At 41.4% G+C, this 14,940-nt stretch carries 16 protein-coding genes; 6 read left to right on the forward strand and 10 right to left on the reverse strand.

What is annotated here, in order from left to right:
- The first annotated feature begins 86 nt into the window (after nt 1–86).
- Nucleotides 87–1,037 (forward strand): alpha/beta fold hydrolase, encoded by a 951-nt coding sequence (locus I585_RS21325; RefSeq protein WP_010741290.1) that lies wholly within the window; start codon nt 87–89, stop codon nt 1,035–1,037.
- A 325-nt stretch (nt 1,038–1,362) separates the two neighbouring features.
- On the opposite strand, the gene I585_RS21330 is transcribed toward I585_RS21325, so the two are convergent.
- Nucleotides 1,363–1,968 carry a TetR/AcrR family transcriptional regulator gene (locus I585_RS21330; RefSeq protein WP_010741289.1) on the reverse strand — a complete coding sequence of 202 codons (606 nt, stop codon included), beginning with the start codon at nt 1,966–1,968 and terminating at the stop codon, nt 1,363–1,365.
- A gap of 52 nt (nt 1,969–2,020) precedes the next feature.
- On the opposite strand from I585_RS21330, the gene I585_RS21335 reads away from it, so the two are divergent.
- The 5 genes from I585_RS21335 (at nt 2,021) to I585_RS21355 (ending at nt 5,375) form a co-directional block, all read left to right on the forward strand.
- Nucleotides 2,021–2,671 carry a TetR/AcrR family transcriptional regulator gene (locus tag I585_RS21335; RefSeq protein WP_244266033.1) on the forward strand — a complete coding sequence of 217 codons (651 nt, stop codon included), beginning with the start codon at nt 2,021–2,023 and terminating at the stop codon, nt 2,669–2,671.
- A gap of 24 nt (nt 2,672–2,695) precedes the next feature.
- On the forward strand, nt 2,696–3,058 hold the full coding sequence (locus tag I585_RS21340; RefSeq protein ID WP_010741287.1) for a DUF7006 family protein: 363 nt from the start codon (nt 2,696–2,698) through the stop codon (nt 3,056–3,058).
- Nucleotides 3,059–3,271: 213 nt separating this feature from the next.
- On the forward strand, nt 3,272–3,865 hold the full coding sequence (locus I585_RS21345) for a Crp/Fnr family transcriptional regulator (RefSeq protein ID WP_010741286.1): 594 nt from the start codon (nt 3,272–3,274) through the stop codon (nt 3,863–3,865).
- A gap of 17 nt (nt 3,866–3,882) precedes the next feature.
- Nucleotides 3,883–4,434, forward strand: a complete 552-nt coding sequence (locus I585_RS21350) for a YbhB/YbcL family Raf kinase inhibitor-like protein (protein WP_010741285.1) — start codon at nt 3,883–3,885, stop codon at nt 4,432–4,434.
- Nucleotides 4,435–4,523: 89 nt separating this feature from the next.
- Nucleotides 4,524–5,375, forward strand: a complete 852-nt coding sequence (locus I585_RS21355; RefSeq protein ID WP_010741284.1) for an arginase family protein — start codon at nt 4,524–4,526, stop codon at nt 5,373–5,375.
- Between the two features lie 36 nt (nt 5,376–5,411).
- On the opposite strand, the gene I585_RS21360 is transcribed toward I585_RS21355, so the two are convergent.
- The 9 genes from I585_RS21360 to I585_RS21395 form a co-directional block, all read right to left on the reverse strand.
- On the reverse strand, nt 5,412–6,533 hold the full coding sequence (locus I585_RS21360; protein ID WP_010741283.1) for a family 8 glycosyl hydrolase: 1,122 nt from the start codon (nt 6,531–6,533) through the stop codon (nt 5,412–5,414).
- An 11-nt stretch (nt 6,534–6,544) separates the two neighbouring features.
- A complete protein-coding gene (locus I585_RS21365) occupies nt 6,545–7,858 on the reverse strand; it encodes a glycosyltransferase family 2 protein (protein WP_010741282.1) in 1,314 nt (437 codons plus the stop codon).
- On the reverse strand, nt 7,858–7,998 hold the full coding sequence (locus I585_RS23470) for a hypothetical protein (RefSeq protein WP_010741281.1): 141 nt from the start codon (nt 7,996–7,998) through the stop codon (nt 7,858–7,860). Before I585_RS23470 ends, I585_RS21365 begins: the two co-directional genes overlap by 1 nt.
- Nucleotides 7,999–8,010: 12 nt before the next feature.
- The gene (locus I585_RS21370) at nt 8,011–8,877 is read right to left on the reverse strand and encodes a hypothetical protein (RefSeq protein ID WP_010741280.1); all 867 of its coding nucleotides are present in this window, start codon (nt 8,875–8,877) and stop codon (nt 8,011–8,013) included.
- Nucleotides 8,878–8,890: 13 nt separating this feature from the next.
- On the reverse strand, nt 8,891–10,024 hold the full coding sequence (wecB, locus tag I585_RS21375; RefSeq protein WP_010741279.1) for a non-hydrolyzing UDP-N-acetylglucosamine 2-epimerase: 1,134 nt from the start codon (nt 10,022–10,024) through the stop codon (nt 8,891–8,893).
- A 187-nt stretch (nt 10,025–10,211) separates the two neighbouring features.
- On the reverse strand, nt 10,212–10,868 hold the full coding sequence (locus tag I585_RS21380; protein WP_010741278.1) for a YoaK family protein: 657 nt from the start codon (nt 10,866–10,868) through the stop codon (nt 10,212–10,214).
- A 154-nt stretch (nt 10,869–11,022) separates the two neighbouring features.
- Nucleotides 11,023–12,666, reverse strand: a complete 1,644-nt coding sequence (locus I585_RS21385) for an amino acid ABC transporter ATP-binding/permease protein (RefSeq protein WP_010741277.1) — start codon at nt 12,664–12,666, stop codon at nt 11,023–11,025.
- Nucleotides 12,659–14,386: an ABC transporter ATP-binding protein/permease gene (locus I585_RS21390; protein WP_010741276.1), complete on the reverse strand. Its 1,728-nt coding sequence runs from the start codon at nt 14,384–14,386 to the stop codon at nt 12,659–12,661. The genes I585_RS21385 and I585_RS21390 overlap by 8 nt, the downstream gene beginning before the upstream one ends.
- Nucleotides 14,379–14,771: a YbaN family protein gene (locus I585_RS21395; RefSeq protein ID WP_010741275.1), complete on the reverse strand. Its 393-nt coding sequence runs from the start codon at nt 14,769–14,771 to the stop codon at nt 14,379–14,381. Before I585_RS21395 ends, I585_RS21390 begins: the two co-directional genes overlap by 8 nt.
- Between the last annotated feature and the right edge of the window lie 169 nt (nt 14,772–14,940).

Here is a 14,940-nt window from a genome sequence, read left to right on the forward strand (position 1 = left end):
GCAATCTGTTTCATTTGATTGTAATACCAATCGTTCTTTTCTAAACTATAGCTATACGACACAGTTGTGTCAATGGAGGAATAGGTATGAAAAACTATGGGAAATGGTATGTAATCAATGGAGTCAAACAGTATGTTCATATAATCAGTGAAAACTCGGCGAATCCGTTGTTGGTCTATTTGCATGGCGGGCCGGGGGATGCGGCGTTACCTCTGATGGAGCGTTTTAATAGCGATCTGGCAAAAAAATATACATTGATTATTTGGGAACAGCGTGGTGCTGGGAAATCATATTATCCCTTCGAAGCGAATGAAGAAATTACGATCGCTACATTTATTTCTGATTTGAAAGTGTTAGTTTTGAAACTTCTTAGTGAATGGGAAAAGGAAAAGGTTTGTCTAATGGGGCATTCGTGGGGGAGTATTATTGGTATGGAATTTATCAAGCGCTATCCCAAATTGATTGAATATTATATTGGTGTAGGACAAGTGATTTGTTCTCAAGAAATGTTCACAGCTAGCCGTACGTATATATTGGAGCATTCGTCTGATCCTAAAATCAGACAAAGAATTGCTTCTATTGATACTTCCTTTCGGCAAGAGAAGTGGTACAACGATTTGATGTATTTCATGAACCAATTGATTAAAACGGAAGGCTCGCTTTATGGAAAGAAATCGTATGCCAGCTTTTATCCGTATTTTGTTCGTTCAAAAAATTACTCATTGCGTGATTGTTTGCACCGGATCAAAGGCTCGAAGCAATCGATTGAGCGTTTGTGGCAAGAGGTAGCACTGGTAGATTTTACGCAGTACACTTCGTTTGAAGTACCAATTATTTTGATTGAAGGTGAGCAGGATTATCATGTGTCAGAAAAAACTGCTTTTGCGTTTTATCAACAACTTAACTCACCCAAAAACTATATCCGTATGAAAAAGGCTGCACATTTCCCTCAATGGACGAGGGCGGCCGACTTCAATCAAATCGTGAACGAGTTAGAAATCCCTTTAACTAATGCAGGAAATTATCTAGAGGTATAGTACACGTCTGAGTAACAAACTAGTTTGCTGGAAAGAATCATCGAGCGTAATTAAGAAATTAGACGGGCAATTCCTCAATAAAAAAGTACAAGCGGACATCTATTACTCACATAGATGTCCGCTTGTTTATGTAGATAATTTTAACAATCATTTGTAAAAAGATTAACAATCTCCTCAATTTTGTAAACCTAAAAATAGTTCAAAGATGTTAAGTTATTAAAGAGTTTTAGCCATTGTTTAGTTAGGAATTTTGATAAAGGTATGTTAATTGCTATAACAATTAATAAAAATCTTTTAGTTTACAACTACTAACTTGATAGACAGTTTAATGCTCTAATCGCTTTCTTTGATAGAGCTCAAGGATAATTGGCAGTGAAGTATTTACTAAAATTTCTATTATTTCGTTTGGGCTTTCTTTAAAATTTTTACGAATCCAAGTACCAACGATTAGAGTGCTGCCTCGTGATAGATATTCTAGATACTGTGACAAGGTTTTTGGATCATAATTAACGGAAAAAATTAAAGGGACTCCTTCTTTTAAGTATTTATTGAAATCATTTCTCATATAGTTCAACAAATCAATTTCACTGTTTTGCGAGGTGAGTGTTTCAATTTTTTGTCTATTGTCCCAAAGAAATGAGACTAGCGTTTCCACTCTAAATTGAAGGATCGAGCGGACACTTTCCATAGTTAGTGTTTCCAAGCGATCAAGAAATTTTATGTTGGCCTGAAAGATCAGAGATACTTCGATTAAAAACTCTTCAACGATACTATCCAATAGATCTTCTTTATTTCTAAATTTTTTATAGAAGGTTACTCTGCTGACACCAGCATTTTTTGCAATATCATTGACCTTAATGTACTTAAATTTGGTTTCTTTTAATAGATCGAGAAAAGAAGTCTCGATCATGCTGCGTTTTTCATCAACCATGCAAACACCCCCTATTAGAATTATAATTTAAAAAATAGAAGCAAATGCGGAAATGAGGCTGCAAATCAACTTGGACAAAAACAGTGTTAAGAAAAGTATTTTCGAAGCCTTTTTGTATTTACTTTCTGTTCATAAATACGAGGATATAACAGTATACGAAATAGTTGAACATGCGTATGTCAGCAGAGTCACTTTTTATAAGTATTTTAAAAATAAAGATGCGCTTTTGGCCGAAGTAATTAATCGGCTTCAGGAGGAATTCAGGACGCTTTTAAAATGGGACACCGATTTACTGAATCAATTTAGTATGAGCAGAAAGAAGGATGTCTATATTATTTTATATCCTTATACCTATAGAATACTTGATTATTTCCGTAGTAAACAAAAGCTAATTAATCGATTATGCAAAATGAATCATCAAAATTTAGATTTTATTGAGGTCATGCATAAAACCTATCATGATTATTTTGTTCAAGTGCTGCCAGAACCTTTTTATGCGGCGTTAGACGATTCAACCATTGAATACTATTCTTTGTTCATGACAAATGGTGTGTTTTCAATCATCGAGAAATGGTTTAAAGCGAGTTTTGAAGAGTCGATTGATGATGTAATAGATAAAATTTTAGTTTTACTAATTACTAATTTGAGTGCGTTGTATTTAGAAGTAGAATCACAAGCGAAAAAAGATCCACAAGATAATTAATGACATACGACTAAGGAGAAGCCTATGAATACACCGACATCTTTTGAAACCTATTTGGATTATTGGACCAAGGAGTTGAATACACAGGAATTTATATTGACTAGACCAAAAATAAGGGCGTACACGGAAGAACTGCTAGCAGACTTGGAAAGTAAAATTATACATCTATCAACGGCCAACGCATTCGAGCAATTTTCAAGAATTTTAGGAATTGATGCAAAACTATTTCTATTGTATGAGTTTTGTTGTTTGGATAGTGAATTTTGGGAAGAAGTTTCTGAAGCAGAATGGCTAGCATTAATAGATTCGGGATATAAAACGGTTAGTAAAGAAATGTATGAGTTTGAAGACCGACAACTTCCATTTCTTATTTTTAATGTTTCATGAAGCCATTTTTGAGTACAAGATCAACGAGATAAAAAGGTTGAGACTTAAACAATAAAACATCGGCATTGCTTGATATACGCTGTTCGTGACAATTTCAGCGCAAAAATAGCTTGCGACGGTGTTTTTTTGTTTATCAGAGGCCAGCTTATCCTATGTTAATGACAGGGCTTTCTCCCTTCGATACAATGGGGAAAAGACCAAAAGGAGCGGCGGATGACAGAGATTGAACAGATACTTAGCGGAGTTGCGAATCGTTATGCCAAAGTGATGATCAAAAAGGATATGCTAGGTCGGTTGATCGATTTAGGTACCTTTGTCGATTTTTCGGCGGGGGACTTGATTGTGGCCGCAGGAGATGAGGAGAGCAAACTCTATCTGCTGGTTGAGGGACTGATTCGTAAATATTATTTGGACTATCAGGGAAATGACCTGACTCATCAATTTTTAGAAGCGGGGCAGGTTTTTAGTAGTCAGCACATCGTTTTTAGCGGACAAGTCATGTGTAATTTTGAAGCAGTGGAGCCTTGCAGAATGGTTTGTTTTGATTATGGATTGGTTCAACAGCTCATGTTGGAGGAACCTTTATTAACACATGTCTATATCGGAATATTAGAAGAAACTTTGCGGATCAAATTAGTACGAGAGACGGCTTTGCTGACTGAAAGTGCCACGGAACGCTACTTGAAATTGAAAGCCGAGATTCCAACGATCGATCAGCGGGTAAATCACACACATATTGCTTCCTATATAGGTGTCACACCGGTATCGCTGAGTCGGATTCGGCGGACATTAAGAGAAGAAAATTGATAAGGGGGAGATGGAAAGTGTTGATAGAGATAGTCGTTGGTTTCATTCTAGTTGTGATTGTTTTCGTGATCAATCGTCAAGGGGATATTGTAGTAGAAGATGTTCCTGAGTTAACGGTTACTAGCCCCGCTTTTAAAAATGGTGGGATGATCCCCGAGAAATATACTGGAAATGGGGCGGATTTCTCACCAGAGCTGAAGCTGTCTAGTTTGGCTAAAGAGGCTGTTTCTATAGCTGTGATCGTGGACGACGTTGATCATCCGCTGGTAGGAGTTTACAATCATTGGCTGATCTGGAATGTTCCAGTACAAGAAGTTATTCCAGCGAAAATTCCGCAAGGCGAACAAGTTTCTGAGTTGGCGAATGCTGTACAAGGTGTCGGTTATGGAAAACATCGGTATCGCGGACCTAAGCCGCCATTCGGCAGTCATCGCTACAAATACCATGTTTTTGTTTTGGACACGAAATTAGATTTGCCTGCTTCGACTAAGAAAAAAGCACTCTTGACGGCGATGGAAGGTCATATTTTACAGCATGGCTATCTGATTGGTGAGTATGCGGCAAAATAAATTGAAAAGGGGAATCAAATTTGCATCTGCAAAGCAGTTGAAGGTAAGATGAAAGCAGCAGCAAATAAATTGGTAGAGGAGAGGTATCGTTGATTAAAACTATTCGTTTAAAAATCCCGCAATGGCAAGGCGGCAACAATCCTACATACTCCCTAGGTTCGGATCTGCTTTCATTTTTGGTTCCTAAAAATTTAGAGCAAAAAGAAATCACAGTGCCGATTCCCGAGTATGAAGAACCATTAGTGAAAGAGAACGGTGTAACTGCGCAAAGTATTGTCGCTGAAAACGTGAGCGAGACGATGGCGATCATCCAAGAAGAAGCTCCTGACAAGATCATAACTTTAGGAGGAGACTGTTTAGTCTCGCAGGCTCCGTTTGATTATTTTCATGGAAAATACGGTGAGGAGTTGGGCATCATTTGGATCGATGCGCATCCAGATATTTCGACGCCTGATATTTTCTTCAATGAACATGCGATGGTTCTAGGCAATTTATTAAATGATGGTGATCCTGTTCTTGCCGAGAAGGTTCAGCACCCATTTGCGGCAAAAGATGTTTTATATGTTGGACTTCAAAAGCCGATCGCAGATGAAGAAGTAATTTTAGAAAGATTAGGCCTAGACTATCAAGTTCAAGATCAAGAGCGGATTACACCAGCAGAAATCAAAGAATGGTTAAAAGAGCAGCAGTTTACTAAAGTAGTTGTTCACTTTGACTTAGATGTTTTAGATCCTAAGGAGTTCCGCATGCTGTATTTCGCAGAGCCGGGTGTTACGGATTATTCGGCTGAAGCTGGCAAGATGTCCTTATTAGAAGTGAAAGAGACGATGGAAGCAATCGCGGAGCAAAGTGAGATCGTCGGTTTGACGGTTGCAGAATTATTGCCGTGGGATGTTCACAATTTAAAGAATTTGTTGAAAGATTTTGATATTTTTCGTTAACAAAAATAAGGCAAGAAGAGGGAAGCTCTTCTTGCCTTATTTATAATTCATCTGCATAGCGATCAGTGTGGTCAATGTATCGCCGTAATAATCATTGGCTGATAGGCCATCGCTGATAGCCCACGATTGTGAGTTTACTAGATTTCCATAGGCTTCTTTTTGATTGGCCGCGTATAGAATAGGGGCTGAGAAACTTTTTGAACGAGTATTTGATGATATCGGCCTTCCTGCTAGAGTATAACCTTCTGCAATCGTATTTTCTGCTAAAAAGAAGTTCATCATTTTGCTTAATACTTGATTGCTGCTCGCATCATTTGAGGCGGCTAACCGCCAAGGAATTCGACAAGCGTTTGCTCCGTAATTTCCATCGTTCGCACCAGCGACCTGATTCTTTTTCGCCGGCTCGATCGTGTCATTTTTCACCCATGCAAAATCAGGGATCAGTCCGCTTTTGTGTTGTTTGCTCAGCGTATTCAAAGCTGCTGCTGAGCTTGCTTTAAGTGAATGCCAAAAATCATCATCGCTGAATGCGGCAAACTTGTCGAAATAACTAGGGATGATATCAGAAGGTCGGATCAAATCATAAAATTTAGAATCTTTGGTTGCCCAATCGCCGACGGTTAATAAGTTGTTGGTCGAATTGTAATTTCTAGTCTTAATCGCCGTCAGCAGTTTTTGTGCATCTTTTTTATAATCGTTCTGGCTATCCGGCCATTGTTCGCTCGCCTCGATCAAGGCATAGGCAATATCTAAATCCCCATCTGTAGCATTGCTCGTTTCCATCTCAACGGCTTTGCCATCTTCCAGCTTTTGGCGCCAGCTCATTAACGGATTTTCAGCACTAAGCTGGAATTTTTTATAGTAGCGATAGAAGCCATCAAATGTTTCTTCTGAAGCCCAGCCGCGTTTGGCTGCTTGCAAAGTAATCAGCATGCCGTACCCATGACCTTCAGATAATGAGACATCGGTTTTTTCATCAGGCGTCGTTTCGACAAAGTCTCCATCGTCGCTTTCTTTTACATACGTCGACCGCCATTTTTGATACGTTTTTTTCTCTAAATTTGTTTGATTGTCTTTTATAGTGATCATTACTGTCGCGACATAGCCTAAAAAAAGCAGGGCCAGCAGCGACCACATGATTGCTGGTCGTTTGCGCATAAGTTTGCCTCCTAATCGTCGAAACGTTGTGTTTTATACCATTTACTGCTGTCGCGCCGAAATAATTTGTCTCCAATATAGGAAAAGAAGGCAACGATCGAAATTCCAATAAATAATAGAGAATACGTAAAATACGACGCGATCGCGTAAAAGAAATTGGCGGTCGTCGCTTGACCAAATTGACTGGACAAGGCTAATTGGATCTGCAGCAAGTAGATCGCAAACATCAATGCCCAATTAACTAGTAGCAAGGCGCCGATCTGACGATTGCTTCCGCCGAAAGTAAAGATCGCGTCAATCGATGGAAACCAGCCGTGCAAAATCATCGCGATCAAGTTGGCGACAAACATGATGTTCGATAAAATGATCGCGCTGGTAAACCAGAAAAAGGTATTGAAATAGTAAATACTCTGCAAACGAATTCGCCAATTTGAACTGCCAAAAATATCTTTCATATTATTGATGATCACTTCGTAATTCCCTTTGGCCCAACGTTTTCGCTGTCGATAATAAACTGATAGGGTTTCTGGCTCTTGCTGGAAGGCTTCAGCACGCGAAGCTAAAGCAATCAGCTTTCCATGCTTCATAAGTTTAAAACTTAATGCGGTATCCTCCGTCAAAGCACCATTGTCCCAGCCGCCTAATTCGCGAATCAGTGAAGTTTGGATAATAAAATTGGTGCCGGGAATCTGTCCGATTTTGAACAGCTGCCACAAGCCGGTATGAATGATCCGTTGACTGGTTACGATCTCCAAATTGATACAACGCGTCAAAAAATTTCGTTTATAGTTGCGGGTCTTGTTTCTGCCAAAAACCGCACCGTATCGTTCAGGATCTTCCAGCACCTTTTCAACTAAAAAGTACAGCGCATTTTTTTCGGGCATCGCATCGGCATCATAGACACAGAGGTAATCGCCATGAGCTATTTTCAATGAGTCGTTTAATACCCCGGCTTTTCCTCCAGTCCCTCTTCGATCAATGACTTTGGTCAAATAGTAGCCTTCATACTCTGGCTGCTGAAAAATCGAGTAGACACGTTCGTAGGTTTCATCTTCACAATTATCCGCGAATACCAGAATCTCCATTTTTTCTTTTGGATAGTTCATATTTAAGATCGCCTTGACAGTATCCTGAATAACAATCTCTTCATTGTGTGCAGGGACGACGATCGTAATCAGCGGATAAGTGCGAAGCGGGTCCAGCTTATTTTTTGGCGGCCGGATATTTTTTAGCAGGAAATAGACCGCACCAAAGAGAATTACTAGCGTGATAAGCAGGGAGAACCAAATCGAGACAATCCCAAATATTAATAAAATCGTACTCATTAGAAATCCCGCCTCCTAAAGTAACGCCAAATTCGGTCTTTAATAATCAGCAAGCAGAGGAATAAAAGCAGGGCTGCACCAAAAAAGATTCCCGTGACTATTTTGCTCGCCTCAAAGAAATAGATAAGTAGTTGATCCATCTGTTTGCCTCCCTATAAAATATATTCATCGGTAAGATCCGCTTCAGATCGGCGGTTTACGCGGCTGATTACTTGTTCTGCGGTCATCTCGGTTGAGCCTTCAATCGTGATTTCCCCAAAGCGAATAACGGTGTTTTGGGAACGCTCGAAATTTTTAAAGGGAAAGAGTGAGAACTGGGTCTTAGTGATGCCATTCAAACGTTGAACGAAGGCGAGACTATCACCCGTTTGATAAATAGGGGACATGACGACAAAGGTCCCGTTGCCTAAATAGAATTGTTCGTCTTCAGGTAAACGGATATCACACAGCAATTGAGCCAGTGCTTGCAGCAATTGGTCAGTCGCTTGGTCATTTTGATAACTGAGCTGTTCGAGATAATCAACTGTATAGAAGGAAATAACCAAGCCACGGCCGCTTTTAGTATATAAGTTCATAGTATTTTTAAAGGTATTGTAACGGGACTCAAATTCTTCCTTATTGCACAAACCAGTAGTTTCATCCAATGTAGTTAAATAGTGCCGCATCTTAGGCTGAAAGGTATTCAATCGTTGATTATATAAAACGCTGCTTTTAGTGATAAGGCCTAAAACAGCAAAGATCGGAATCACGACAATCAAGTAAATTTTTTCTAGCCTGGGCATAATGATGGGGGTGTAATAGAGCAGATATGTCCCTGTCGCCATTACCAGCATAGAAAAAACAGCGACTGTGATCGTATTTCCTAAAAAACCTACGAGCAAGCCCAAAAAAGCTAAGAGGGAAATGCTCAATACCGGGACGAAGCCCAGACGATCATCTAAGATTAAGTTTTGAACGAGGAAAATGGCGGCTAACAGGATTGTCATCCACTCAATTCGAATCCGTCGTAAATATTTCATATAGTTATTCTCCTTATTGACTAAAGTCTTTTGGGCGATTGGCTAACTGAAAATAATGTGCGATGGCTTCAGCAATCCGTTCACTGGCTTTTCCATCACCATAGGGATTGCTTGCTTTAGACATTTCTTCATAGGCGGCTGGATCATCAAATAGTTCTTTGACCGCAACGTAGACAGTCTCACGGGCTGTACCGACAAGTCGCAGAGTACCAGCTTCGACACCTTCAGGACGTTCCGTTTGATCACGCAAAACAAGGACCGGCACACCTAAAGAGGGCGCTTCTTCCTGAACACCGCCTGAGTCTGTCAAGATCAGGTAGCTTTGTTTCGCGTAATTATGAAAATCGATGACATCCAGCGGTTCGATCAATGAAACATTATCTGATGTACCCAGTGTTTCTTGGGCGACCTTCCGCACATTTGGATTTTTGTGCATCGGGAAAATAAACTGAGTATCCGGGTAGTCAGCTGCCGCTTGGCGGATTGCTTGAAAAACGTCATGCATCGGTTCACCTAAATTTTCACGGCGATGCATCGTGACTAAAACGATCCGTTTCTTGTTTTTAGACACGTCATCTGGAATTAAATAGTCATCCTTTATGGTGTTTTTCATGGCGTCAATAGCCGTATTTCCTGTGACATACAGGTGTTCCGCCGAATGATTTTCTTTTAACAAATTCGCTTTGCTTTGTTTGGTTGGCGCAAAGTAAAGATCTGCCAAATCATCGGTCAGCTGCCGATTCATTTCTTCAGGAAACGGCGAGTATTTGTCCCACGTCCGTAGACCAGCTTCAACATGTCCAATCGGAATTTGTTGATAAAAGGCACTCAAGGCAGCAGAGAAAGTTGTTGTCGTATCTCCATGGACTAATAACATATCGGGGCGATCTTCCAGCAAAACAGCCGCGAGTTTCTCCAACACACGACTCGTGATATCGCTCAAGGTCTGTCCTTGATGCATGATATTCAAGTCATAATCAGGAACGATCGAAAAGGAGTGCAGGACTTGATCGAGCATTTCTCGATGCTGGCCGGTCACAAGTACTTTGGTTTCAAAACGGTCATCCGCGGCTAACTGTTTGGCCAACGGGGCCATTTTGATCGCTTCTGGACGCGTTCCAAAAACTAAAAATATTTTTTTCTTCATCACGAATCCTCCTTGAAAATATGGAATGCTATAGATGATTTCAGCTAAACTAAAATTCAGAGCATAGTGTTTTTAGTATATCATCAGGTCCAGTTATTTAAAATTAATACACCGTACGGATCATTGCTATCTGATATCAGCTAAAAAAAGGCAAGAAGCGAGACGACTCTTCTTGTCTTTTTTGTATTTAATGAAACGCGCGTTTATCTTTGATTAGTAAGAAAACCGCGATCGATAAAAAGATCAAACTGAATAAAATCGTTCGCTGATCCAAATAGGTCACCAAAAAACCGTTCAGGAATGCTCCGACCACAAAACTGATCAAAATAGACAATGTATCGCGGAACGCTATCCGTTTTGCCGATTCATGCTTGATATAGCCTTCAAAGAAATTCGTTGAAAGGTTTCGCAAATTCCCCGTCATCATCAACGAAGTAAAAGGCTTGCCCTTCAAACGTTGAAATTCCTGCAGCTGGGTCGCCGCCGCGATAGAGAGCAAGGCATTGGCTAATAAATTTGGCAGATGAGGCGAAAAGATCCCAATAAGCAAAAGCAAAACCATTTCAAACCCTAAAAACCACAACTGCTGATTATTCATGATTTTGGTTTGCAGATAGCGTGCCAACAATGCGCCTGCCGCAAAAGCTAAAATCGGAACCAAATAATGAATCAATGCATCCAAATGTCCTTGGCCTAAATGAACCCCTAGTAAGATAAAATTCCCCGTCTGCAAGCCTGCGAAGACCTCGCCGTGAACCAAATAGGTATAAGCATCTAAGCCGCCGGCCGTTGCCGCTAGAGCCATCCCAAATTCCAGCCGTTCATGTGCTTTTTCTTCCATCATTTCCGCACCTCTTATTCTTCATCAGAAGTGTACGCTAAATACAGAAAAACGACAAAAGAAGTGTATTGCTAGTTAAAAGAAGCCGCTTCTGGAACGCCGTTTATATAGAAAAAGCAGGTGTGACAAGACTTTTGTCACACCTGCTTTGGCCTAGCTATTTAAGTCGTCTATTTTCTAAATGGAGTTGTTTGTCAGCGATTTTTAAAGTGCTGTCGCGATGAGAAACGAGAATCATCGTTTTATCCTGCAGTTTTTCTTTGAACGAGGCAAGAATCGCTTGTTCGTTTACGTAGTCGAGATTACTTGTCGGTTCATCCAGCAGGATCAGCGGTGCATCGTAGACGAGTAAGCGGGCCAAGCCGATTCGTTGGCGCTCGCCATCGGAAATGCTGCGGGAGAGTTTGCTGAGCTGTGTTTGATACCCTTCCGGCAATGAAAGAATCCAATCATGGATCGCCGCAGCTTTAGCGGCCTCTTCGATCTCAACTTGTGAGACGCCTTCACGTTTCAAGGAAATATTATTAGCGATCGTGTCCTCAAATAGAAATGTCGATTGCTCCATAACACCTTCTAAATGATGCAGCGAGTCTTCCTTGAGTGAAGACAGCGGAAGATTATTGACTGTTAATGTCCCATTGTCTGGGTCCCAATAGCGCATCAAAAGTTTAAGCAGAGTACTTTTTCCACTGCCGCTTTCGCCGCTGATGCCAATACTTTCTCCCTTTTGCAGGTTGAAAGAAATTTGCTCCAAGACCGCTTTTTCCGTTTTTGGATAATGGAAAGAAAGATTTTCCGCTTGAAGTGTTTCGATTTCAGTGATGGACGCTGTACTTTTTTCAAATTCAACAAACGGTTCTTCGTGGACTAGTTGATACAACCGCCGACCACTGGAGAAGGTCGTTAATAGCGCATTTCCTAGATTACTTAAGGCCAATACCGGTCCAAATGAGCTTAGGCTTAACACGACAGAAAGGACGATTGTTTCCATTGAAAGTCCGCGGCTGCTGCCCAGATAGAATACGCAAAGTGTCGTTCCAATAACGACGGCCTCACTCAAAAGCTGCAGCGAGTTTCCTTGGAAAATCCGGCGGCGATTTTGGTGATTCAAGACTTGGCTGTCTGTTTTTAATTTATCCAGCCGCGCCTCTTCTAAATGAAATTGTGCGATATCCTTTAAGCTGTTGGCATTTTCCATAATCGTCTGACTGACCTGCACAAAGGCACTTTTGTATTCGTCACCGATTTGAAGATTTCTGCGATAACTAATGAAAGGAATGATACCGCCAATTAAAATCTGACCAGCCATTAAAAGCAAGGCTACCCCGAGATCAAACTGGGCCAGAAAAACAAAGGTCACGAGCATCGTACCTGAAGCGATAAAGACAGGCGAGATCGTGTGGGCGAAAAAGACTTCCAAAGCTTCCACGTCTGTCGAAATCGACGTGATCAGTTCGCCGCTGTTTTTGCCAGTCAGCCGAGCGGGGCCGATGGTTCTTAAAGCTGAGAAAATTTGTTCTCGAATATGAGCCAGCAAGGAAAACGCGATGTCGTGATTTTGGTATTGTTCCAAGTAACGTGCGACACCTCGAATGATTCCACAACTGATCAGCACAGCCAAAGTTAATAGAAGATTTACCTCCTCACCAGTAATCAAACGCAAGAAGGTGAGTGTGCTGATAGTAGGAATCGCTACGACGGCGAGATTACTGAGGATTCCCAGCAAGATGGCCGCAGCCATTTTTACTTTAAAGGGCTTGGCGAAAGTGAGCAGCCAGCGAATCAAGATTCGATCATTCATGTCCAACCGCTCCCTTCATTTGCTGATTTTCTTCGGTGAAGTAGGCATTGAAGTAATCCGAAGTTTGTTCCAACTCCCGTGGTGTCCCAGACTCAACGATCGCGCCATCTTTGAAGACATAGACCTGATCGGCATTTAGAACATTATACAGACGATGAGAAACGAAAATCACGATCGTTGTTTTGGCTAATGTTTTGAGTGTGTCCAAGATGATCTCTTCACTTTCGATATCGACACCTGAAGTGATCTCGTCGAAAAGATAGAGTTCAGCTGAAGCAGCCAACGCCCGAGCTAAAATCAGCCGCTGCCGTTGTCCGCCAGATAGATTTTTACCGTTTTCTTCTAAGACGGTGTCCAGTCGTTCCGGTAATTGCTCTACGAACGCCGTTAATTTTACTCGGTCTAGCAAATGCCACAGCTCCTCATCACTCAGAGTTGGGTTCGCTAGTCGCAGATTCTCTCGAATACTTTCGCCATAAAGAAAATCTTTCGTGTTGACTAGAATCCCTTTATTAAGAATCACTGAACGGCTCAGTTCGGTTAGATCGGTTTGATTCCAGCGAATCGTTCCCTGGTAATCATCCAATTGATTCAAAAGTAATTGGGCAAAGGTGCTTTTACCTGAGCCGGATTTTCCGACAAAGGCGGTAAAGGTTCCTTTTTCCAAGTGCATCGAAACCTGTTGGATTGCGGGGGGCTGCTGGTTTTCATAGGTGAAGTCCAGCTGATCGACCGTGATCGTTTGCAGAGATTCATGCCATGAGCGGATCGTTCCGTCGCTTTTTTCGGGTAGTGCCAAATAATCAAAAATCTTCCCGCAGGAGCTGATTCCATTCATCGCTACATGGAAGAGGGAACCCAGCTGACGCATCGGCAAGAAAAATTCTGCGCTGACTAAAATGAAGATCAGCACACCATAAATAGTCAGCTGTTGATGTTGAAAAGCGATCAGCGCCAGCCCCATTCCGAGTGCTGCGCCGCTATAAGAAAAGATATCCATGATCGTAATTGAATTCAGCTGCATCGACAATAAGCTCATCGTCGCTTTGCGGAATTTTTGCGCATCGGCGGCTAATTCTTGTTGTTTCGCCTCATCCTGATCATAAGCTTTCAAGACACTTAGAGCACTCAAGCTTTCATGGAAACGAGTTCCTAGATTTGTGTATTGATCCCAATACTTACTTAAGATCCGCTTAGCGATCTTCATCACCATCATGATAGTCAGTGGAATGAACGGCACACAGATCAGCATCGCTACGGCAGGCTGCCAAGCAAGGGAGACTAAATAGCCGAATAAAAGCAACGAAGCCACTAGACAGTAAAAAAGCTGCGGCAGAAAATGCGCATAATACATTTCCAGCTGTTCGATTCCATCGCCGGAAAGCTGCGCCAAAGTCGTTGCTGGTAATTGTCGAGAAGTATTTCCCAGCCGAAAAGCTTTTTCCATCACTTTCGTTCGCAGTGCGACTCGCAGTTCCGCGGAAGCCTGATCTGTTAGATGAGCAGATAGACGAATAAGAAACAGTTTTCCTAAGAGAGCTAACAGGATCAAACTAAAAGGCAGACTAAGCTTAAGGTGGATTCCTTCAATCAGATTGCTCAATAAGAATGTCAGTATCCGCCAAATGTATAAGGACAGTCCAAGACTGATACAACGAATCACGACCTGTAAGATCAGGGTCTTCTTTTTAGCGATGGCAAAGAGCCGACGATCAATCATTCGGTTCGCCCGCCTTCACAGACGTCTTTTTCCCTCGCAGATACCAAGTCAATCCAATCACGTGGGCAATGTAGACGACCACTAAACAAATCCGCATCGGCGTATTATCCACTAAGAGCCCGGGAATCAGAAAGACAACTAAGATCATCAGAAACATCCTCACCATGCCGGCGTTGGTGATTTTCTTTTTAACGAGGGGTTCTTCCACCGCTCGCTGGTAGAAAGAAGAGTGAATAAATTTGTTGTAATATTTATCAGAACTGCGCAGCCAAAAGAAGGCTGTCAGCAAATAGAACACCGTTGTTGGTAAAAAAGGCAGAAAAATGCCGATTGTCCCCAGTGCAAATGTAATTGCACCAAGAGAAAAGAAAATGATTTTTTTCACATGTGTGACCTCCATTAATGAGATAAAAGAAAGAGCTTACCAGCTTATAGTATGATAAATGAAAATGATTATCAATCTCTTTAACGATTTCTTTTATCCAAAAAAACGAAAAAAATGACTCCTCCTTTGAGTAACAAGCAATTAGCTTAAAAAAAATCGGCGTTTCTTT

The organism is Enterococcus malodoratus ATCC 43197, from assembly GCF_000407185.1.
GTDB classification, from domain to species: domain Bacteria; phylum Bacillota; class Bacilli; order Lactobacillales; family Enterococcaceae; genus Enterococcus_A; species Enterococcus_A malodoratus.

Excerpts from the sequence above, each read along its gene's own strand:
- I585_RS21325 (WP_010741290.1), top strand. The coding sequence starts at position 87 with ATGAAAAACTATGGGAAATGGTATGTAATCAATGGAGTCAAACAGTAT.
- I585_RS21330 (WP_010741289.1), bottom strand. The coding sequence starts at position 1,968 with ATGGTTGATGAAAAACGCAGCATGATCGAGACTTCTTTTCTCGATCTA.
- I585_RS21335 (WP_244266033.1), top strand. The coding sequence starts at position 2,021 with ATGAGGCTGCAAATCAACTTGGACAAAAACAGTGTTAAGAAAAGTATT.
- I585_RS21340 (WP_010741287.1), top strand. The coding sequence starts at position 2,696 with ATGAATACACCGACATCTTTTGAAACCTATTTGGATTATTGGACCAAG.
- I585_RS21345 (WP_010741286.1), top strand. The coding sequence starts at position 3,272 with ATGACAGAGATTGAACAGATACTTAGCGGAGTTGCGAATCGTTATGCC.
- I585_RS21360 (WP_010741283.1), bottom strand. The coding sequence starts at position 6,533 with ATGCGCAAACGACCAGCAATCATGTGGTCGCTGCTGGCCCTGCTTTTT.
- I585_RS21365 (WP_010741282.1), bottom strand. The coding sequence starts at position 7,858 with ATGAGTACGATTTTATTAATATTTGGGATTGTCTCGATTTGGTTCTCC.
- I585_RS23470 (WP_010741281.1), bottom strand. The coding sequence starts at position 7,998 with ATGGATCAACTACTTATCTATTTCTTTGAGGCGAGCAAAATAGTCACG.
- I585_RS21370 (WP_010741280.1), bottom strand. The coding sequence starts at position 8,877 with ATGAAATATTTACGACGGATTCGAATTGAGTGGATGACAATCCTGTTA.
- wecB (WP_010741279.1), bottom strand. The coding sequence starts at position 10,024 with ATGAAGAAAAAAATATTTTTAGTTTTTGGAACGCGTCCAGAAGCGATC.
- I585_RS21380 (WP_010741278.1), bottom strand. The coding sequence starts at position 10,868 with ATGATGGAAGAAAAAGCACATGAACGGCTGGAATTTGGGATGGCTCTA.
- I585_RS21385 (WP_010741277.1), bottom strand. The coding sequence starts at position 12,666 with ATGAATGATCGAATCTTGATTCGCTGGCTGCTCACTTTCGCCAAGCCC.
- I585_RS21390 (WP_010741276.1), bottom strand. The coding sequence starts at position 14,386 with ATGATTGATCGTCGGCTCTTTGCCATCGCTAAAAAGAAGACCCTGATC.